At 73.6% G+C, this 19,605-nt stretch carries 15 protein-coding genes, 1 pseudogene and 1 riboswitch; of the genes and pseudogenes, 9 read left to right on the top strand and 7 right to left on the bottom strand.

The genetic code is table 11. The features are described 5' to 3' along the window. Positions 1–65: 65 nt before the first annotated feature. From ACGF0D_RS22875 to ACGF0D_RS22890, 4 genes are all read right to left on the bottom strand, one after another. Positions 66–1,379: a bifunctional 3,4-dihydroxy-2-butanone-4-phosphate synthase/GTP cyclohydrolase II gene (locus ACGF0D_RS22875; protein ID WP_392918962.1), complete on the bottom strand. Its 1,314-nt coding sequence runs from the start codon at positions 1,377–1,379 to the stop codon at positions 66–68. Then, complete coding sequence (locus ACGF0D_RS22880; protein ID WP_392879941.1) at positions 1,376–2,023, bottom strand: nicotinamide riboside transporter PnuC; 648 nt, start codon at positions 2,021–2,023, stop codon at positions 1,376–1,378. Before ACGF0D_RS22880 ends, ACGF0D_RS22875 begins: the two co-directional genes overlap by 4 nt. After that, the gene (locus ACGF0D_RS22885; RefSeq protein WP_392879942.1) at positions 2,020–2,775 is read right to left on the bottom strand and encodes a riboflavin synthase; all 756 of its coding nucleotides are present in this window, start codon (positions 2,773–2,775) and stop codon (positions 2,020–2,022) included. Before ACGF0D_RS22885 ends, ACGF0D_RS22880 begins: the two co-directional genes overlap by 4 nt. 225 nt (positions 2,776–3,000) lie before the next feature. Further along, a riboswitch (FMN riboswitch) is annotated at positions 3,001–3,128 on the bottom strand. Between the two features lie 142 nt (positions 3,129–3,270). After that, positions 3,271–3,585, bottom strand: coding sequence for an antibiotic biosynthesis monooxygenase family protein (locus tag ACGF0D_RS22890; RefSeq protein ID WP_392918965.1), 315 nt, complete (start codon positions 3,583–3,585; stop codon positions 3,271–3,273). Between the two features lie 329 nt (positions 3,586–3,914). On the opposite strand from ACGF0D_RS22890, the gene ACGF0D_RS22895 reads away from it, so the two are divergent. Further along, positions 3,915–4,610, top strand: coding sequence for an MSMEG_1061 family FMN-dependent PPOX-type flavoprotein (locus ACGF0D_RS22895; RefSeq protein WP_392918967.1), 696 nt, complete (start codon positions 3,915–3,917; stop codon positions 4,608–4,610). A gap of 153 nt (positions 4,611–4,763) precedes the next feature. Here ACGF0D_RS22895 and ACGF0D_RS22900 read toward each other — a convergent pair whose 3' ends face one another. Next, positions 4,764–4,952, bottom strand: coding sequence for a YegP family protein (locus ACGF0D_RS22900; protein WP_392918969.1), 189 nt, complete (start codon positions 4,950–4,952; stop codon positions 4,764–4,766). A gap of 180 nt (positions 4,953–5,132) precedes the next feature. Between ACGF0D_RS22900 and ACGF0D_RS22905 the strand changes: the two genes are divergently transcribed. The 6 genes from ACGF0D_RS22905 (at position 5,133) to ACGF0D_RS22930 (ending at position 14,317) form a co-directional block, all read left to right on the top strand. Further along, on the top strand, positions 5,133–5,546 hold the full coding sequence (locus ACGF0D_RS22905; protein ID WP_392918971.1) for an HIT family protein: 414 nt from the start codon (positions 5,133–5,135) through the stop codon (positions 5,544–5,546). A 174-nt stretch (positions 5,547–5,720) separates the two neighbouring features. Next, positions 5,721–6,785 (top strand): serine hydrolase domain-containing protein, encoded by a 1,065-nt coding sequence (locus ACGF0D_RS22910; protein ID WP_392918973.1) that lies wholly within the window; start codon positions 5,721–5,723, stop codon positions 6,783–6,785. A 629-nt stretch (positions 6,786–7,414) separates the two neighbouring features. Further along, positions 7,415–8,128: a hypothetical protein gene (locus ACGF0D_RS22915; RefSeq protein ID WP_392918975.1), complete on the top strand. Its 714-nt coding sequence runs from the start codon at positions 7,415–7,417 to the stop codon at positions 8,126–8,128. An 85-nt stretch (positions 8,129–8,213) separates the two neighbouring features. Further along, the gene (locus ACGF0D_RS22920) at positions 8,214–9,398 is read left to right on the top strand and encodes an alpha/beta hydrolase family protein (protein ID WP_392918978.1); all 1,185 of its coding nucleotides are present in this window, start codon (positions 8,214–8,216) and stop codon (positions 9,396–9,398) included. A gap of 665 nt (positions 9,399–10,063) precedes the next feature. Further along, on the top strand, positions 10,064–10,552 hold the full coding sequence (locus ACGF0D_RS22925) for an Imm21 family immunity protein (RefSeq protein WP_392918981.1): 489 nt from the start codon (positions 10,064–10,066) through the stop codon (positions 10,550–10,552). Between the two features lie 81 nt (positions 10,553–10,633). After that, entirely contained in the window at positions 10,634–14,317 is a 3,684-nt protein-coding gene (locus ACGF0D_RS22930) for a SpoIIE family protein phosphatase (protein WP_392918984.1), read from the top strand. 188 nt (positions 14,318–14,505) lie between these two features. Here the strand turns inward: ACGF0D_RS22930 and ACGF0D_RS22935 are convergent. Together ACGF0D_RS22935 and ACGF0D_RS22940 are read right to left on the bottom strand one after the other, a co-directional pair. Continuing rightward, a pseudogene (locus ACGF0D_RS22935) lies at positions 14,506–15,522 on the bottom strand (S-adenosylmethionine:tRNA ribosyltransferase-isomerase); the annotation flags it as partial. Beyond that, positions 15,519–16,325, bottom strand: a complete 807-nt coding sequence (locus ACGF0D_RS22940; RefSeq protein WP_392918987.1) for an SDR family NAD(P)-dependent oxidoreductase — start codon at positions 16,323–16,325, stop codon at positions 15,519–15,521. The pseudogene ACGF0D_RS22935 and the gene ACGF0D_RS22940, both read right to left, overlap by 4 nt. Positions 16,326–16,821: 496 nt before the next feature. Between ACGF0D_RS22940 and ACGF0D_RS22945 the strand changes: the two genes are divergently transcribed. Continuing rightward, positions 16,822–18,027 carry a cytochrome P450 gene (locus tag ACGF0D_RS22945; RefSeq protein ID WP_392918990.1) on the top strand — a complete coding sequence of 402 codons (1,206 nt, stop codon included), beginning with the start codon at positions 16,822–16,824 and terminating at the stop codon, positions 18,025–18,027. Between the two features lie 348 nt (positions 18,028–18,375). Beyond that, positions 18,376–19,431: a type III polyketide synthase gene (locus ACGF0D_RS22950; protein WP_392918993.1), complete on the top strand. Its 1,056-nt coding sequence runs from the start codon at positions 18,376–18,378 to the stop codon at positions 19,429–19,431. Positions 19,432–19,605: the final 174 nt, after the last annotated feature.

Here is a 19,605-nt window from a genome sequence, read left to right on the forward strand (position 1 = left end):
GGCTCGGACCCGGTCGGGGTCGGTTCGGACCCGGTCGGGGTCGGTCAGGCGCGGTCGGGGTCGGTTCAGGAACCGAGGCCGGGCAGGTCGTGGCCCATCCGGTCGCGCTTGGTCCGCAGGTAGCGCACGTTGTGCTCGCCGGGCGCGATCTCGACGGCTTCGCGCCCCTTGACCTTGAGCCCGTGGTCGGTGAGCGCGGTCAGCTTCCGCGGGTTGTTGGTGAGCAGGGTGAGCGAGCGGACGCCGAGGTCCACCAGCATCTGGGCCGCGATGCTGTAGTCCCGGGCGTCGGCGGGCAGGCCGAGGTCCAGGTTGGCGTCGACGGTGTCCCGGCCCTGCTCCTGGAGCTCGTACGCGCGCAGCTTGTGCGCCAGGCCGATCCCCCGGCCCTCGTGGCCGCGCAGGTACAGCACCACGCCGCGCCCGGCCTCGGCGACCCGCCGCAGCGAGGCCTCCAGCTGCGGGCCGCAGTCGCAGCGCAGCGAGCCGAAGACGTCACCGGTCAGGCACTCGGAGTGGACCCGCACCAGGACGTCCTCGTCCTGCGGCAGCCGCCCCTCCGCGTCCAGGCCGCCGGCCACCAGCGCGAGGTGCTCGACGCCGTCGATGGTGCCCTTGTAGCCGACGGCGGTGAACTCCCCGTGCACGGTGGGCAGGGCGGTGACGGCGGCCCGGTCGACGTGCAGCTCGGTGCGGCGGCGGTAGGCGATCAGGTCCTCGATGGAGATGATCGCGAGGCCGTGCTCGCGGGCGAAGGCGACCAGCTCGGGCAGCCGGGCCATGGTGCCGTCGTCGTTGACCACCTCGGCGATCGCGCCGGCCGGCGGCAGCCCGGCGAGCCGGGCCAGGTCGACGGCGGCCTCGGTGTGGCCGGGGCGGACCAGCACGCCGCCCTCGACGGCGCGCAGCGGGAAGACGTGCCCGGGGCGGGTGAGGTCGCCGGGCTCGGTGCCGGGCGAGGAGAGCAGCCGTACGGTGCGGGCGCGGTCGGCGGCGGAGATGCCGGTGTCGACCCCCTCCCGGGCGTCCACCGAGACGGTGTACGCGGTGCCCTTGCGGTCCTCGTTGACCTGGGTCATCGGCGGGAGCCTGAGGCGGTCCAGCTCCTCGCCGGTCATCGGGGCGCAGATCACGCCGGAGCTGTAGCGGATGGTGAAGGCCATCAGCTCGGCCGTCGCGGCGGAGGCGGCGAAGACGAGGTCGCCCTCGTTCTCCCGGTCCTCGTCGTCGACCACGACCACGGCGCGGCCGAGGGCGATGTCGGCGATCGCGCGCTCGACCGGGTCGAGGACGAGCTCGGGCTCGGGCTGGGATTCGGACTGGGCTTCGGGCCGGGTGGCGCCGCTGCTGCTGGACGGGTTCTCGGTCATCTCGGTCATGCCGTGGCTCCCTGGGGGACGGAGGCGGACTTGGCGCGCGACTCACGGGTGCTCAGCCACCAGGAGCGCAGGCCGAGCAGCACCAGGACGAAGTAGACGGAGTAGGTGAGGCCGGAGAAGGTGTAGCCGCTGTTGAAGGCGAACGGGACGCCGACCACGTCGACCGCGATCCAGGCGAACCAGAACTCCACCCAGCCGCGGGCCTGGGCGACCATCGCGGCCAGCGTGCCGACGAAGATGTAGGCGTCCGACCAGGGGCTCCAGGACAGGCTGGGGAAGGACGTGAAGAGCAGGGCGAGCGCGACCGTGCCGACCGCCGTGCCCGCCACCAGCACGAGCCGCTCGGGCCAGCGCGCGAACCGTACGGCGATCGTGCCGCCCTCGCGGCGGCCCCGCTGCCACTGCGCCCAGCCCCAGGAGGCGGTGGCGATCACGATCAGCTGCTTGCCGATCAGGCCGGGGACGTGGCCGCCGAGGTACGCGGTGATCAGCACCGCGCCGGACAGCAGCTGGACCGGCCAGCTCCAGACCGAGCGGCGCCAGCCGAGCGCGAGCCCGCCGAGGCCGAGGATGTTGCCGATCATGTCGGCCCACTTGACGTGTTCGCCGAGGACGGTGAACGCCTCGCCGCTGAGCCAGCTCACTGGGACTCCCCCGGGGTTCCGCCGACCGGGAGGTCGGACGGGTCGGACTGGTTGGACTGGTCGGGCTGGTTGGACGCGCTGGACGGGTTGGGCAGGTCCGACAGATGGGGCAGGCCGGGCAGGGTGCGGGACTCCAGGAGTCGCTCGACGTACTTCGCGAGCACGTCCACCTCCAGGTTCACGCCCTCCCCGACGCCCTTGGCGCCGAGCGTGGTCAGCGCGAGGGTGGTCGGGATGAGGCTGACGGTGAAGCTGTCCTTCGCGGCCTCCACCACGGTGAGGCTGACGCCGTCGACGGTGATCGAGCCCTTCTCCACCAGGTAGCGGGAGATGGTCTCGGGCAGCGAGAACCTCAGTACCTCCCAGCGCAGGTTGCCCGCCGCGTCGCGCTCGCCGGGCTCGCGGCTCAACAGCCGCCCGGTGGCGTCGACATGGCCCTGGACGAGGTGGCCGCCCAGTCGGGCGCCGAGCGCCATGGCGCGCTCCAGGTTGACCCGGGAGCCGGGCGCCAGCTCGCCGAGGCTGGAGCGGTGCAGCGTCTCGGCCATCACGTCGGCGCTGAACTCGCCGGTGCCGGCGGCCAGTTCGTCCGGGCTGTCGACGACGGTCAGGCACACGCCGTTGACCGCGATGGAGTCGCCGTGCCTGGCACCCGTACAGACCACCGGGCCGCGCAGACGGATCCGCGAGGAGTCGCCGATCTCCTGGATCGACACGACCTCGCCGAGCTCTTCGATGATGCCGGTGAACACCCGGGTTCTCCTCGCGCTTGGGGCGCGGACTCCGGGGCGGCATGGGAGATGACACGGACGGGCACCGGCGCACGGGCCCGGGGCACGACCCGTCGCCGGGGATGCCGAGGCCGCCGGGAGATCGCTCGCCCGGCACGGGAGACACCGCTCCCGTCGTTCACCTGACCGGGGGACCGGGAAGCAGTCTCCTGCCGCTGGACCCACGGGTACTGCTCTTCGTCCGCCCGCGCACGCCTCCCATCCGGACTTTAACCGTCGGTCCAGGAATTTCACCTGGTCAACCGGCCGCTGGCTGCGGACGGGTCGCGGACTGTAACCGCCGGTTCGGATTTTCACCGACCCCGGAGTGCGCTGAACGTCACTGCTTGATGCCGTCATTGTGCCACGGACGGCGCAACGGCAGGGAGACCCTCGTGCTGTGGCCTGTTTCACGGGCCTGCGGGGAATGCGCGGCAAGCAGCGAGGTGCGGCCGGCGCCCCGGGGTGGGCGGGCGCTCACGGGGAGGTGGGGTCGGTGATCGAGGTGAAGTGGGTGACCTCCGGCGGGTGGGCGAGGTAGCTCAGCTCGCCCTCCGACCCGACCGGCCGGATCCGCCACATCGGCCCCGCGTACCCGCGCAGGGCCTCCTCGTCGCGCCAGCGGCTCAGCACCAGCACCCTGTGCCCGTCCTCGGACACCGAACGCAGCAACTCGCCGCCGAAGCAGCCGTCGGTCCGCCCGAGCTGCGGGATCACCTGGGCGGCCAGGTGCGCGCAGAACTCCTCGATGCGCCCGGCCAGGACCTGCCCGGTCCAGATTCTGACGATCACGACCACCACCTCCGGCTGCGGCTGGCGTCCCTCGCCCGGGCCCGCTGGCCCTCGGCCCGGTGGTCTCCCTGACCGGCTGGTCGCCGACCTGTTGGTCGCTGATCTGCCGGTCCCTGACCTGTTGGTCGCTGACCTGCTGGTCCCTGATCTGCTGGTCGCTGACGTGGTGGGCTCCGACCCAGTGGTCCCTGGCCCCCATTATGAGCGTAAAACCGCTGGTGGGGAGGGGTGGGCAGAGGATTTCGCGAAGGGCGGCGGCGGGGCGCCGGAGGGTGACGGGGGCACCGGCGGGACGGGGACCGCCGGGCGGCCTCGACTACATTCCCGGTATGACGACCACACCGGAATCTGCCGTTTCGTCAACCACCGTGCCGAACCTGCCGGGCAGCCTGTTCGACGCCCTCCACGCGGGCGCGCTCAGCGACCCCGCCCAGCTGCGCGAGATCTACGAGCGGCCGAGCGACCAGGCGCGCCGCAAGCAGGTCGACCACCTGCACGACGTTGCCCGGCGCCTGATCGCCTGCTCCCCGCTGGTGTTCGTGGCCAGCTCGGACGCCGCCGGGCGCTGCGACGTCTCCCCGCGCGGCGGGCCGGCCGGGCTGGTCTCGGTGCTCGACGAGTACACCCTGGCCATTCCGGACGCCACCGGCAACAAGCGGTTGGACACCCTGCACAACATCCTGGAGACCGGCCGGATCGGGCTGCTCTTCGTCGTCCCCGGCCGGGACGCCACGCTGCGGGTCAACGGGCGGGCCTGCGTCTCGACCGACCCGGAGCTGCTGCGGCAGCTGACGGCCGTCGGCAAGCCGCCGCGCAGCGCGATCGTGGTCGCCGTCGAGGAGGTGTACGGGCACTGCCCGAAGGCCTTCCTGCGGTCCTCGGCGTGGAAACCGGAGAACTGGCTCGCCACGGACGCGCAGCCGAGTTCGGCGGAGGTCACGCTCTCGCACCTGCGGGACGAGTCGCTGACGTTGGAGATCATCGAGCGGTACGAGCGGGAGGCGCTGCTGTACCGGTACGAGTGAGGCAGCGGGGGCTGCGGGGGTGGCGGGGGGCTTCGCTCGTCGCGGGTGCCCGGCGGCCGGTCCGGACGGGCCGGGGGCCGGGCGGCGGGGGCCGGGCGGCGCGCTCGGGCCGCGTTGGGGCCCGGCCGCGTCGGGTCCAGGTCGCGCCGGGGCTCAGACCGCCTTGGGAACGTCCACCACGGCCGCGCCGTCGGCGGCCCGCTGGACCGCCTGGACGCCCTTGTGGGCGGCGTCCTTGCTGGCGTAGCCCTGGCCGGTGGCGACGATCTCGCCGTTGACCGCCTTGAGCCGGAACCGGTACTTGCCACCGGCGTCCTGGTAGATCTCGAACTTGCCCGACATCCGGGCCACCTCCTCGCGGGGCCTCCCCGCGGACGCTCGGTGCGCCCGCCGTCGGCCCCCGGCGCCACCGTGCGCCCGGCACCGGGGCGGCCGCACCCGGGCGACAGCCGGACGGGTGAAGCGGGATCCACGGCGGTTTGCGGGGGTGCCGGGACAGCTACCGGTGGTTTGAATGGACGGATGGACTGCGTCTTCTGTGCGGTCGTGGCGGGCGAGGAGCCGGCGCACCGGGTGCTGGACGACGAGGCGGCGGTGGCCTTCCTGGACCGTCGGCCGCTCTTCCCCGGACACGTCCTGGTCGTCCCGCGCACCCACCACCCGACGCTGGCCGACCTGCCGACCGCCGAGGTCGGGCCGTTCTTCCTGCGGGTGCAGCGGGTGGCGGCGGCCGTCGAGCGCGGTCTGGGGGCCGCGGGCACCTTCGTGGCGGCGAACAACCGGATCAGCCAGTCGGTGCCGCACCTGCACGTCCACGTGGTGCCGCGCAATCCGAAGGACGGACTGCGCGGGTTCTTCTGGCCGCGTCGGCGGTACCCGGACGAGGCGGGGGCGGCGGAGGTCGCGGCCCGGCTGCGGGCGGCGCTGGAGGACTGAGCGAGGACCGAGGGGGTACCGGAGGGCGACCGACAGGGGGACCGGAGGGGGACGGGCGAGGCGCCGAGGGTGTACGGGCTCCGGCGGGGCGTACGTCCGCGGGAGCATCGGCGGGGGTGGATATCGTTTTCCGGGCGGACGATCCGGCCGGTCGGGGCGCCTAGGCTCGCGACCATGAACGAACTCGCCTGCCTCGTGCAGCAGACGGCCGACCGGCTCGCGAACCGACACGTCGGGGCGGTGGTCGCCGGGCTGGCCGGCGGCGAGGTGGAGATCCGTGGCGCCGGGCGGACGGGGCCGGGCGGCGGGGTGCCCGGGCCGCACACCCTGTTCGACATAGGCTCCGTCACCAAGGTGTTCACCTCTCTGGTGCTCGCGCGGCTGGCCCTCGACGGTGCGGTCCGGCTGGACGAGCCGCTCGCCGAGGTGCTCACCGGGGCCTCGGACGGGCGGGCCGTCGTCCCGGCCAAGGGCCCGCAGCCGATCACCCTGCGGCACCTCGCCACCCACACCTCGGGGCTCCCCCGGCTTCCCCGGGGCATGGCGAGGCAGTCGCTGCTGTCCCCCAACAAGGCCGATCCGTACGCCGACTGCACCGTCGAGCGGGTGCTCGACGGGCTCGCCCGGACACGGCTGCGGGCAGCACCCGGGCGGAGCTTCCGCTACTCCAACCTCGGCGCGGGCCTGCTCGGCCTGGCCCTCGCGCAGCGCTCCGGCGTCGGGTACGAGGAGTTGGTGGCGCGCGAGGTCTGCGCACCGCTGGGCCTGGTGGACACCTGTGTGCGGCCGGACGGGGAGCGGTCCGCGCGGCTGGCGCACGGGCACACCCCGGGCGGCCGGCCGGTGCCGCACTGGAGCTTCGCGGCCGTGCCCGGCATGGGCGGGCTCCGGTCGACCGCCGCCGACCTCGTGGTGTTCCTGCGCGCCCAACTGGCCGCCGAACGCTCGCCGGACGCGCCGTTGTCGCCGGCGATCGCGCTCACCCGGGAGACCCGCCACCGGGTCAACCCGTTCGCCTGGACGCACCTGGGGTGGCTCGGGCACCGGCTGCACACCCAGCAGGGCGGGCACCTCCAGGTCTGGCACAACGGGGGCACGGGCGGGTTCCGTTCGTTCGTGGCCTTCGACCCGGAGAAGCAGGTGGGCGTGGTGGTGCTGGTCAACACCCGCCGGTCGGCCGATCCGGCGGGCACGGCGCTGCTGCGCAGGCTGCAGAACGGGTTCGCGCCGACGGGGTGAGGGCGCGGGGGTCCGCCCTTCCGCCGGATGTGCCGATCGGCACTGTCGCCGGGCCCGGCGAGGAGTCGATCCTGAGCATCCGATGGTTGCGGCTCCCCCGAGGGGCCCGTGCAGCGGAAGGAGCTCGGTGTGACGGTTGTGCTGCCGGCGGTTGTGCTGTCGATGGTTGCGCTGTCGACGGTTGTGCTGCGGCCCGGGCGGGCGTTGGCATCCGGGTGGGGGTTGGTGCCCTGGCAGGCGTTGGCGCCCGGCCAGGGAGGCGCCGGTCCCGTTCGTCACCACCCCAGTGACGGGAGCTCTCGGCCGGGGCGCGATGATGGCGGGGGCGATTCGGGCCAAAAGGTGCTGATTGGCACTGTCGCCAGGGGCGGCGGGCGGTCGATGCTGGGGATCCGTCAGTCGCGGTTCCGACAGGGGAATCCACCGAGCGAAAGGGGGCCGACATGGCGGTGACGTGGTCGCCGACTCAGGCGTGGTCGGCCGGTGCCACCGATGCGGCCGAGATGGTCGGCCCGGCCGGTTCGGCCGGCCCAGTCGGTTCCGCCGGTCGGCTCGGCCCGGTGGTGCGGGTGTACCGGCGCTTCCGGCCGCTGTCTCGGTCGGCACGGGTGTGGTTGCACTCCTGCGGGGTGGCCCTCTCCCTGGCGGTCTGCCTGACACTCGGCGACTGGTGGCCCGCGCCCCTGCTGGCCGCCGTCGCGGTGGTGGCGGTGACGGGGTACGAACGGCTGCGGCCGTCGCGCGGGCCGCGGTCCGTACGGGTCCACGAGGGCGGGCTGGTGCTGGTCTCGGCCGGTGGCTGCGAGGAGTCGCTGCCCTGGTCCGCGGTGGAGGCCATGGAGTACTCCCCCGGAGGGCCGCGCGAAGTGCACGAGTACGGGCGAATATGGCCGGCGGGCGCGGACGAGCCGCTGGTGCTGGCGCACCTGCGTGGGCTGGGCGGGCTGTTCCGGGAGCTGGAGGAGCGCCTCTCCCCCGGATTCCGGTCCGCGCTGCACGAGACGCTGCGCACCGAGGGGAGCGTCCGCTTCGGACGGGGGCGGCTGACGGTGACGGCCCACGGGCTGGTGTACCGGCCACCGCACCCGCTCGCCGCGACGGAGGCCCACCGGTGGACGGAGGTGTGCTCGGCCCGGGCGTCCGGACTCGGCGAGTTGGAGATCCGGACGCACTCGGCCGGCCTGCCGCTCACCTTCCCGGTGCCCAACGCCCGTGCGGCCGCGGACTTCCTGGAGGACCTCCGGACGGCTTCCCCGGCTGACCCACCATCGGACGACCGCCCCCGGACGACCGCCCTCGGATGGCCCCCGCCCGAGCCCGCCGCTCCTCAAGGCCACCCCTAAGGGGCGCCATGGACCCATCCCGGAAGGGATCAGTACACCGCTGAGTGGAGGTCAACTCCCTTTCCCGCCGCCTACCGTCACTCACATGAGCCGACTTCGTACGACCGCCGCTGCGGCGGCCCTGCTGCTCGCGCTGCCACTGTCCGTCGCCGCTGCCGCGCCCGCCCTGGCCGCGCCGCCCGCCGCCACCGCTTCGGCCGCACCGACCGACCAGGTCACCACCCGGATCGAACTCCCCCGCCCGACGGGGCCGTTCGCGGTCGGGCAGGAGGTCCTGCACCTGGTGGACCGGAACCGTCCGGACCCGTGGGTGCCCTCCGCCGGTCCGCGCCAGCTGATGGTCTCGATGTACTACCCCGCGCACGCCGGGACGGGCACCCCCGCCCCGTACATGACGCCCGCCGCCGCCCGGGCGCTGCTCGACGGGAAGCTGCCGGGCAACACCATCCCGACCGAGGCGGTGTCCGGCACCCGGACGTGGGCCGAGACCGGGGCGCGCCCACAGGGCGGCCACTACCCGCTGGTGGTCCTGTCGCCCGGCTTCACCATGCCCCGGGCCTCGCTCAGCAGCCTCGCCGAGGACCTGACCAGCCGCGGCTACGTCGTCGCACTGGTCGACCACACCTACGAGAACACCGGAACCACCTTCCCCGACGGGCGGACGCTCCCCTGCGACCTGTGCGGGAAACTGAGGACCCAGGAGGCCTGGGCGGCCCTGGACGCGAGCCGGGCCAAGGACGTCTCCTTCGTCATCGACCAGCTGACCGACCGCCCGCACCCGGCCTGGCGCTACGCCCGCCTGATCGACCGCGACCGGATCGCCATGGCCGGGCACTCCGCCGGCGGCGCCGCCACCGTCCCGGCCCTGCTCACCGACGACCGCATCCGGGCCGGGGTGGACCTGGACGGCAGCATGGACTACCTGGTGCCCGAGTCCGGCATCGGCGGCAAGCCGTACCTGATGGTCGGCCACCCGCTCCCCGACGGCGCCGAGGACGACAGCTGGATCAAGAGCTGGCCGCGGCTGGACGGCTGGAAGCGCTGGCTGACCATCGACGGCACCGACCACGGCAGCTTCACCGACTTCCCGATCTTCTTCGACGGGCTCGGCATCCCCAAGGGCCCGGACACCACCATCGCCGGTCAGCGCGCCGTCGCCCTGACCCGGCAGTACGTCGGGGCGTTCCTCGACCTCCAGCTGAAGGGCGTCCCGCAGCCACTGCTCGACGGCCCGAGCGCCGCCAACCCGGAGGTGCGCTTCACCCGGTGACGGACACCCCCTGGACGGGGTCGTCGGCCCAAGCGTCGGCGGCCCCGCCGACGCTCGGGCCCCGGAGTCGGGCCGCTCCGTGGTCTGCGGCACCCACCCGCTCCCCTGGTTCGGTCCTCGCCGTGGCGCCAGGAGCCACCGTCGCCGGACCAACCCACCCGACGTGCCGGCTGCCGCCCTCCCCCGTCCCTACCGCCCGCGCCGTCGAAGCCCGCTCTGGTCCGGGGGCACCCGGAAAGTCGGCCCACCCGACTTCCCGTGTCCCGGACCCAACTCCAACCACAGCCCTGCATGCACATCGGCACAGCCGACGCCCCGCCCCCATCCGGCACCACCCGCCCCCGGAGGCGGGCGCGGCCCAACCTGCGGCCCCGGCCCACCCGGCCGACCCACACGACCATCCACGTGCCGCGCCCCACGGACACCCCGCCGACGCCGCGCACCGAACCAGGCCCGACCACCGACCGCCATTCCCCCCCGGCGCGCTCACCCCTCCAGCCCGGACGCCCACAGCCCTACGGTGATACGCGAGAAGTCGGCCGGGCCGACTTCTCGCGCGCGGCCCGCTCCGCCCGCACACCACGGTCGCCCCGAAGGGCCCCGCCGTAGGTGCTGCCACCGGCCAGGCCCGGCCCGTGGTGGCGGTGACGTGCGAGGATGCCCGCGTGATCACGGTGGAGCAGGGCTGGCTGGACGGGACCGACTCGGGGTTCTTCGTGCTGTGTCCCGAGGGTGCGGTCGAGGGGTGGGCGGGCTGCGAGGAGGCGGTGGTGGACGCGGCCGCGGAGTACGCGGTCGGCCATCCGGTGCCCGGGCACGGGGACGTGCTGGTGCTGGGCGGGGAGCCGTTGCCGGTCGGCTGGCTGGCGGAGGAGCGGGTGTTCGTGCGGCCGCTGTTCGCCGAGTGCTCGGACGCCGTCCGGCCGCTGGTGCGTGAGGCGCTGCGCTCCGGGATCTGGGAGGACGGGCCGGTCCTCGAGCTGGCCGCCGGGCGGTACCTGCTCGTGGACGTGTTCCAGGACGGTACGGACGCCCTGGAGAGTGGCGAGTACCTGACCGTCGAGGTGCCGCCCGGGCGCTACCTGGTCCAGTCGCTGCGGGCCGAACCCGAGCGGTGGCAGGAGTTCCTCCTGGAGCGGCTGCTGCCACGGTGAGCGGTCGCCCGGGGCCGCGTGCGAAGATGGCAGGGCTGGTGGGAACGATCTCCGGACGGTTTCTGGGACGGTTCTCTGGCCATGGTGGACGACTACGCGCAGCGCGCGGGGCAGCCGCAGCAGGACGCCCTGCTGATGGTTCCGATCGCCACGGCGCTGATCGACGCCGACGGGCGGATCCTGCACTGGAGCAGTGACGCGGAGGCGCTGCTCGGACACCCCGCGCAGGAGGCGGTGGGTGCCCGGGCGGCGACGCTGCTGGCTGCCGAGGAGCAGCGGTCGGAGGTGCTCGAGCTGTTCCAGGAGATCCTGGCGGGCCGGTCGTGGTCCGGGGTGTTCCCGGTGCGGCACCGGGACGGGCACCTGGTGAACCTGGAGTTCCGCACCCATCCGATCCGCGGCCCGGGCGGCGCCCGGATGGTGCTGGCGATCGCCTCCGAGGTGACCACGCTGCACCGGCTCCAGGCCGACCTGGCCCTGCTGGACGGGTTCTTCACCCAGTCCCCGGTCGGCATGGCGGTGTTCGACACCGATCTGCGGTTCGTCCGGCTGAACGACGCGCTGGCGGAGGCGAACGGCCTGGGCATGGAGGATCCGCTGGGCCGGCGGCTCACCGAGGTGTTGCCGAGGATCAACGGCCCCGAGTCCGAGGCGGTGATGCGCCGGGTGCTGGAGAGCGGCGAGCCGGTGGTCGACGACCTCGCGCACGGCCGTACCCCGGGTGATCCGAACCACGACCACGCCTGGTCGGCCTCCTACTTCCGGTTGAAGGACCGTGGCGGCCGGGTGCTCGGGGTGTGCGCCACGGTCATCGACATCACCGAGCGGTTCCACGCCGACGCCAGGGCGGCCCGCGCCCAGGAGCGGCTGTCGCTGCTGGTCGACGCGACCGCCTCGATCGGCACCACGCTGGACCTGCGGCAGACCGCCCGGGAGCTGGTCGACGCGATGGTGCCGAGGGTCGCCGACATCAGCGCGGTGTTCGGGCTGGAGGAGCTGGCGGCCGGTCTGAGCGTCGAGCCGCCCGCGCCGGACGCCCCGGTACGGGTGCGCCGACTGGCGATCGCCTCCGCCGACGCGTTCTACCCGGCCGAGGCGCTGCCGGTGGACGCCGTGTACGAGCTGCTTCCGGACTCCCCGTACGCCCGGGCGCTGACCGGCGGGCGCACGGTGGTGGTGCCGTCCTGGGAGCTGCCGATGCTGGGCGAGCGCGTCGACGAGAGCCACCGCCAGGCCTACCTCGGCGACCGCCCGCGCTCGGTGCGGATCACCCCGTTGGTGGCACGAGGGACGACGCTCGGCATGGTGGTGTACTCGCGGCGCGGCGCGCGGGAGTCCTTCGCGGCGGCGGACATCACGCTCGGCGACGAGCTGTCCTCGCGCGCGGCCGTCGCGCTCGACAACGCCCGGCTGTACCTGCGCCAGCACCAGACCGTGCTGGCCCGGCAGCAGGCGCTGCGCGAGGCCAAGGCCGCGCAGGAGCGTCTGGCGCTGGTCAACGAGGCCTCCGCCCGGATCGGCACCACGCTCGATCTCGCCCAGACCGCCATGGAGTTGGCCGAGGTCGCGACGCCGACGCTGGCGGACACGGTGGTGGTGGAGGTGCTGGAGGATCTGGTCCGCGGCGAGCGCGAGGCGACAGCCCCGGCGGACGGTTCGGCGCTGCTGCGGCGGATGGCCTTCCACTCGGTGCCCGGCTCGACCATGGCGCCGATCAATCGCACCGGCAACCTGCACCGCTTCCTGCCCGGTTCGCCGTACGCGTGGAGCCTGGCTCACCGCAAGCCGGTGCTGGTACCGCGGATGGACGAGGAGGGGATGGCCTGGTTCGCCGATGACCCGGTGCGCACGGCGGCCGTACGGGAGCAGAACGTGCTGTCGTTCATGGTGGTCCCGCTGATCGCGCGCGGCACCGCGGTCGGCGTGGCGGGCTTCTACCGCACCCTGGTCGAGCGCCCGTACGAGGAGGACGACGTGGCGCTGGCCGGGGAGTTGGCGGTGCGGGCGGCCGTGTCGATCGACAACGCGCTGCTGTTCACCCGCGAGCGTGACGCGGCCGCCGCCCGGCAGCGGGCGCTGGACGAGGCCTGGGCCGCCCAGCAGCGGCTGTCGCTGCTGAACGAGGCCAGCAACCGGATCGGCACGACACTCGATCTGCACCGCACCGCCCGGGAGTTGGTGGAGGTGGTGCTCCCCCGCTTCGCCGACTTCGCGACCGTGGACCTGCGCGAGGCGGTGCTCAGCGGCGAGGAACCCGGGGCGGTCCCGGCGGCGGGCCCGGTGCTGATGCGGGCGGTGGCGGTCGGAGGCACCGGCCAGGACGGCAGGCTGCAGGGGGCGGCCGACCTGGTGGGCGAGACCTCGGAGTCGGCCGACCTGTACGCGCAGAGCCTGCGCACCCGGCGTTCGATCCTGGTCGCCGAGGTGACCGAGGAGGAGTTGCGCCCGATCGTCGCCTCGCCGGACCGGGTGCAGCCGAGCCTGGACGCCGGGGTGCACTCGTACCTGATGGTGCCGCTGGTGGCGCGCGGGCACGTGCTGGGCGGCGCGGAGTTCGTCCGTACCCGCAACCCGGTGCCGTTCGGGCCGGCGGACCGCTCGCTGGCCGAGGAGCTGGCCGCCCGCACCGCGCTGGCGATCGACAACGGCCGGCTCTACCGCCGCGAGCGGGACACCGCGCTCACCCTCCAGCGCAGTCTGCTGCCGCAGGAGGTGCACCGCACGCTCGGGCTGGACCTCGCCTACCGCTACCTGCCGAGCAGCGTGGTCAGCGAGGTCGGCGGCGACTGGTTCGACGTGGTGCCGCTGTCCTCCGGGCGGGTCGCGCTGATCGTCGGCGACGTGATGGGCCACGGCATCCGGGCTGCCGCGACCATGGGCCAACTCCGCACAGCGGCACGGACGTTGATCACCCTTGACCTGGACCCGGAGCGGGTGCTGTACCGCCTGGACGAGGCGACCGCGACGGTCGGCGAGGGCCAGTTCGCCACCTGTGTCTGTGTCGTGTACGACCCCGTGGACCGCCGCTGCACCGCGGCCAGCGCCGGGCACCTGCCGCCCGTGGTCGCCGACACCGAGGGGCGGGCGCGCCTGGTCGAACTGCCGTCCGGCACACCGCTGGGGGTCGGCGGAGTCGCCTTCGAGAGCGCCGAGTTCACCCTCCCCGAGGAGGGCATCCTGACCCTCTACACGGACGGGCTGGTCGAACGCCGCGGCCAGGACCTGGACGAGGGGCTGGAGTTGCTCTGCCGGACCGTCGCCGACCGGCGCGGCTCGCTGGAGCAGACCTGCGACGCCGTCCTGTCCCGGCTCACCGAGACCACCGGCGAGGACGACATCGCCGTCATCATGGCGCAGGTCCGCCCGCACGGCGCGGACCGGATCGCCACCCTGCCGCTCACCGGCGACCACGCGATGGTCGCCCACTCGCGCCGCTTCACCCGCGAGACGCTGGCCGCCTGGGGGCTCGAAGCACTCACCGACTGGGCCGAGTTGCTCACCAGCGAACTGATCACCAACGCCCTGGTGCACGCCGGATCACCCACCCAGCTGCGGCTGTACTGCAACCGGGTGCTCACCGTCGAGGTCGCCGACCAGGAGACCGAGGTGCCGCGGATCCGCCGCGCCCGCGGCGAGGACGAGGGCGGGCGGGGCATCCACCTGGTCAACGAGCTCGCGCACCGCTGGGGCAGCCGCCGGACCCAGGACGGCAAGGTGGTCTGGTTCGAGCTGGAACTGCCCCCGGGGGTCACACCGCCTTTGTGAACGGCCTCCCGCGTGAACGGCTGCCCGCGTGAACAGCCTCCCGTGTGAACGACGGACGGACGTCGGGCCGCCGCGACGGCCGCCGGCCCGGTCCCGCCCGTGGTGAGCGGCCCGGACCAGTCCGGCAGCAGCAGATTGACGTCGCCGAACTCGTGCCAGAGGTAGCGGTGTTGCACCGCCTCGCGGTAGCAGGCCGCCGGCAGCGGGCGGCCCGCGACGGCGGCGAGCATCAGCAGGTGGGAGGCCCGGGGCTCGTGCCAGCCGGTGAGCAGTCCGTCCACGGCGTGCACGCCGCGTTCCGGGGTGACGACCAACTCCGTCCAGCCGTGGGCCTCCTGGACGGTGCCGTCCGGGGCGGCGGCCGACTCCAGGGCACGGACCACAGTGGTGCCGACGGCGACCACCCGGCCACCCTCGGCCCGGACGTGGCTCACCAGACGGGCGGTGGCGGCCGGGACCTGGAACCATTCGGCGTACGGGGCCTCGTGGACCTCCGGCGAGGCCACCCCGGTGTGCAGGGTGACCGGCGCGAGGAGCACGCCACGGCCGGCCAGCCGGGCCACCACCTCCGGGCTGAACGGGCGGGCGGCGCTGGGCATTTCGCTGCTGCCGGGGACGGTCGCGAAGACCGTCCGGTAGGCCTTGATCGGCCAGTCGCGGTCCACGTAGCCGTAGCGGATCGCCCGGCCGTGCAGCTCAAGGTACGGCAACAGCTGCACGGGCAGAGCAAATTCGGCACGCCAGAGGCGGGCGGTGAAGGGCCGGGTCAGCACCGCCGCGCCGCCCGCGGGCAGCGAGACCGGCAGACCCGGGCGGGCCGGCGACTCCTCCGGCAGGTAGTAGGCCGCCGCCTCCCCCGGCACCACCCGACGCAACTCGACCAGGTGGGCTCCTGATTCGTCCGGCTGGGCGGAGGAGAGGTGCAGCACGACCGGGGTGCCGTCGGGCAGCCGGCCGGGCAGCGCGGCCGGGACGGTGGCCGAGTTGTTGACCACCAGCAGGTCCCCCGGGCGCAGCACCTCGGGCAGGTCGGTGAAGCGGCGGTGCTCGACTCCGCCGGTGGCGCGTCGGCCGACCAGCATCCGGACGCCGTCCCGGGCTGCTCCGCACGCCTCGGCCGGTGCGCGGACGGAGAGTTCGGGCGGGACGACGAGGTCGGGGCCGAGGGAGAGGTCGGCGGGGTCGAGGTCGGCGGGTGCCGTCATCGCCCGCCCCGGTCCTCGGCGGGGACGGCCAGGTCTGCGGCGGGGCCGGCGAGGTCCGCGGACGGAGCGGCCAGGTCCGCGGCGCGGTAGCGCCCGGAGGGCCTGCGGTCGCGCAGCAGGCCGAGCAGGACCGGCGCCACCTGCTCGGGCAGCGGCTCGCCGGAGATGTCCTCGCCGGGGCCGGCCTCCTGGAGCATCCGGGTGCGCATGTTCCCCGGGTCCACCGCCCAGACCCGCAACTCCGTCTCCTCCCGGGCGAGTACCCCGCTGGCGAGGTCCAGGGCGGCCTTGCTGGCGCCGTAGCCGCCCCAGCCGCGGTAGGGCACCACGGCGGCGTCGGAGCTGACGTTGAGAACGGCGCCGGCGTGGGCGCGCAGCTGGGGCAGGACGAGCTGGGTGAGGGCGATCGGGGCGAGCACGTTGACCTCGAAGGTCTCCGACAGGTCCGGCAGCGGGAAGTCGGCCAGCCGGGGCAGCGGCTCCCTGCCGGGGCCGGGGGCGCCGTTGAGCGTTCCGGCGTTGTTGACCAGCAGGCTCGCGCCGCCGAGGTCCTCGGTGGCCTCGGCCAGGTGGGCGCGGTGGTCGTCGTCGACGACGGAGCCGGACAGGGCGACGACCTTGGTGACGGCGGCCAGGTCGGCCGCGGCGGCGGCGAGTTCGGCCGCGTCCCGGGCGGTGATCACCAGCTGCCAGCCGTCGGCGGCGAGGGCGCGTGCGAGGGCCAGGCCCAGGCCGCGAGAGGCTCCGGTGACCAGGGCGACGGGGGCGGCGTGCGGTGCGGCGGTGCGCTGTGCTGCGTTCATGCCCCCACGATCGCGCCGCGGGCTCGGGCGGCGGATCGGCCACCGGGCCGGGGATCCCGTCGTTCGTTGGGCCTAGTACTGCGACGGTGTCCACGTGACGGGGTTCGGTTCCAGGACTGTGGCCTCGGCGTTTGCCGTGGGTGGTGCGGGCCTGGTGTCGGCGTCGGCGGCGCCGCCGAGACCGGTGCGGGACGTGGTCGATGCCGCGGCGGACCGGCGCCCGGCGGCCAGGGCGACATCGTGCGTGGAGGGCAGGGCCACCCGGGCCGGGTCGGCCGGACGGGGACGCCGTACCCGGCGGCCGTGATCGCCGGATCGTCCGCTGCCGGATCGCCGTCCGCGGGGTACCGGCGCTCCTGCCGCTGATCAGCCCGGATGAATTACCGGCGGTCCCGCACGTCCACCAGTGTGTACGGCCGACCGAGCGGGTACCGGTGCTCCGCCCGTTCCATCCACCTTCCCATCCGGCCTGCACGGCCCAGACCCGGAGGTCCGCATGTCCACCGACTCCAGCCCACGGAACTGCCCGTTCGACTTCGCCGAGGCCCTCGAGTTCGACCCGACGCTCCGGCAGCTCATGAACGAGGCACCGGTCAGCCGCATCCGCCTCCCCTACGGCGAGGGGGAGGCTTGGCTCGTCACGGGGTACGACGACGTGCGTACGGTGACCACCGACCGGCGTTTCAGCCGGCACGCCGTCGTCGGCCGGGACTTTCCGCGCATGACTCCCGAGCCGATCGTCCAGGCCGAGGCGATCAACGTCATGGACCCGCCTGCCAGCGCCCGCCTGCGCAGCCTGGTGTCCAAGGGCTTCACGGCCGACCACATCGAGCGGATGAGGGACCGTACCCGGCACGTGGTGAACGAGCTGCTGGACCGCATGCGGGACCAGGGCTCCCCGGCCGACCTCATGGAGCACCTGGCCCACCCGCTCCCGCTGATCACGATCTGCGAGGTCCTGGAGATCCCCGAGGCCGACAGCGCACAACTGCGCGCCAACGCCCGGACGATGATGAACGTGGGCCTGGCCAACAAGCCGGACGCGGTGCGGGCCAAAGCCGACCTGCGGGCGTACTTCGCCGAGCTGACGGCCGAACGGCGCAGGAACCCCGGTGACGACCTGATCAGCGCCCTGGCCACGGCCCGCGACGGCGACGAGGTCCTCGACGAGAAGGAACTCACCGTGATGGCCATGGTCCTGCTGATCACCGGCCAGGACACCACGACGTACGAGCTCGGCAACCTCTCGTACACCATCCTCACCCGGCCCGACGTGCGCGCCGTCCTGCGCGAGCGGCCCGAGATGCTCACCCAGGTGATCCACGAGATGCTGCGCTTCATCCCCTTCCGCAAGGGCGTCGGCATCCCCCGGGTGGCCCTTGAGGACGTGGAGCTGAGCGGGGTGACGATCCCGGCGGGGGACATCGTGCACGTCTCCTACCTGACCGCCAACCGGGACGGCCGCAGGTTCGACCGGCCTGACGAGCTGGACCTGGAGCGGACCAGCCCCTCCCACATGACCTTCGGCTGGGGCGCGCACCACTGCCTCGGCCAACCGCTGGCCATCACCGAACTCGAAGTCGCCCTCGGGACCCTGCTGGAGCGCTTCCCCAGGATCGCGCTGGCGAAGCCGGCCGCGGAGCTGGCGTGGAACACCACGTCGATCTGGCGCTATCCGCTGGCGCTGCCCGTCACCTGGTGACGGTGCCCCCACGCTCCGGCGCCGGTCTGCCGCCACCCCGCTTCCGGCATCGCCGCGCACGTCGGCCCGCGCACCTCGGAGGTGCGCGGGCCGACGTGCGCGCCGAACCCACCTTCCGTACATTGGGATGACGTGGCTCGAACCAACTCGCGGCCGACACGACCGCCCGCACGGCGAGCATCCGATCCTCGCCCTGCCGGCTCGTCCGCCGTGCTGTTGGGCCCCGCCCGGTGAGTCCCGCCGCCTCGCCGTCTCGACGCGTCCGGCTCGCAGCGGCTGCCGTCGAGTGATGAACTCCCCGCCCGGCCGGGGTCGCACCGGGAACTCCGCCCGTCAGGAGGCAGTCCCATGGCCGTTCTGTGCAAACCGGCGATAGCTGTGCCAGAGCACGTCATCACCAACGAGGAAACCCTCGAACTGGCACGCCGACTCCACCCCGACCATCCCCAGCTCGATCTGGCGTTGCGCCTCATCAAGAACACCAGAGTGCGGAAGCGGCATCTGATCCAACCCATCGACGTGGTGCTGAAGCACCCGGGGCTGGACGAGCGGAGCGCCGTCTTCGAGGCCGAGTCCAGGGCCCGCGTCCCGACGGTCGTGCTCAGGGCCCTCGAACATGCCCAAGTGGAGCCGTCACAGATCGACCTGATCGTCTATGTGTCGTGCACCGGTTTCATGATGCCGTCGCTCACGGCGTGGCTGATCAACAAGCTGGGCTTCCGGCCGGAGACCCGGCAGCTGCCGATCGCACAACTGGGCTGTGCGGCCGGCGGTGCGGCGGTGAACCGGGCCCATGACTTCTGTTCGGCCTACCCGGGCGCCAACGTGCTGATCGTCGCCTGCGAGTTCTGCTCGCTGTGCTACCAGCCCACCGACCTGGGCGTGGGATCGCTGCTGTCCAACGGCCTGTTCGGCGACGGGATCGCCGCCGCCGTGGTCCGGGGCGAGGGCGGGACCGGGATCCGGTTGGAGCGTAACGGCTCCTACCTCATCCCGCACACCGAGGAGTGGATCTCCTACGCGGTCCGCTCCACCGGGTTCCACTTCCAGCTGGACAGACGGGTGCCGGGGACGATGGAGCCCCTCAGCCCGGCCCTGCGTGCGGTGGCGGAGCAGCACCACTGGGACGTGGGCATGCTGGACTTCTACATCGTCCACGCCGGCGGCCCACGGATCCTGGACGACCTGAGCCACTTCCTGGAGGTGCCGTCCGAGGCGTTCCGCTTCAGCCGGGCCACCCTCACCGAGTACGGCAACATCGCCAGTGCGGTCGTGCTCGACGCCCTGGCCCGGATGTTCGACGAGAGGTCGGCTCTCGACGGCCACCACGGGCTGCTGGCCGGGTTCGGCCCGGGTATCACCGCCGAGATGTCCCTGGGCACCTGGGCATCGCCCGATTCCTGACGCGCGAAGGAGAGCGCTCCACCTTCCGGGGCCGGGCCGGTCGAGGCCGTCGTGGGTCCGATCGCCCAGGGTGCCGGGTGGCGCTGTCGGGTGGCTACCGTCCCGTGCCCCCGCTCCTCCATCCGGCCGCCCGTCCGGCCGCCGGCGTACTCCGACCGGTCGATCCGGACGGGG

This window comes from Kitasatospora sp. NPDC048298 (assembly GCF_043201465.1).
In the GTDB taxonomy this organism is placed as follows: domain Bacteria; phylum Actinomycetota; class Actinomycetes; order Streptomycetales; family Streptomycetaceae; genus Kitasatospora.

Excerpts from the sequence above, each read along its gene's own strand:
- ACGF0D_RS22875 (WP_392918962.1), bottom strand. The coding sequence starts at position 1,379 with ATGACCGAGATGACCGAGAACCCGTCCAGCAGCAGCGGCGCCACCCGG.
- ACGF0D_RS22895 (WP_392918967.1), top strand. The coding sequence starts at position 3,915 with ATGACGACCACACCGGAATCTGCCGTTTCGTCAACCACCGTGCCGAAC.
- ACGF0D_RS22900 (WP_392918969.1), bottom strand. The coding sequence starts at position 4,952 with ATGTCGGGCAAGTTCGAGATCTACCAGGACGCCGGTGGCAAGTACCGG.
- ACGF0D_RS22905 (WP_392918971.1), top strand. The coding sequence starts at position 5,133 with ATGGACTGCGTCTTCTGTGCGGTCGTGGCGGGCGAGGAGCCGGCGCAC.
- ACGF0D_RS22910 (WP_392918973.1), top strand. The coding sequence starts at position 5,721 with ATGAACGAACTCGCCTGCCTCGTGCAGCAGACGGCCGACCGGCTCGCG.
- ACGF0D_RS22920 (WP_392918978.1), top strand. The coding sequence starts at position 8,214 with ATGAGCCGACTTCGTACGACCGCCGCTGCGGCGGCCCTGCTGCTCGCG.
- ACGF0D_RS22930 (WP_392918984.1), top strand. The coding sequence starts at position 10,634 with ATGGTGGACGACTACGCGCAGCGCGCGGGGCAGCCGCAGCAGGACGCC.
- ACGF0D_RS22940 (WP_392918987.1), bottom strand. The coding sequence starts at position 16,325 with ATGAACGCAGCACAGCGCACCGCCGCACCGCACGCCGCCCCCGTCGCC.
- ACGF0D_RS22945 (WP_392918990.1), top strand. The coding sequence starts at position 16,822 with ATGTCCACCGACTCCAGCCCACGGAACTGCCCGTTCGACTTCGCCGAG.
- ACGF0D_RS22950 (WP_392918993.1), top strand. The coding sequence starts at position 18,376 with ATGGCCGTTCTGTGCAAACCGGCGATAGCTGTGCCAGAGCACGTCATC.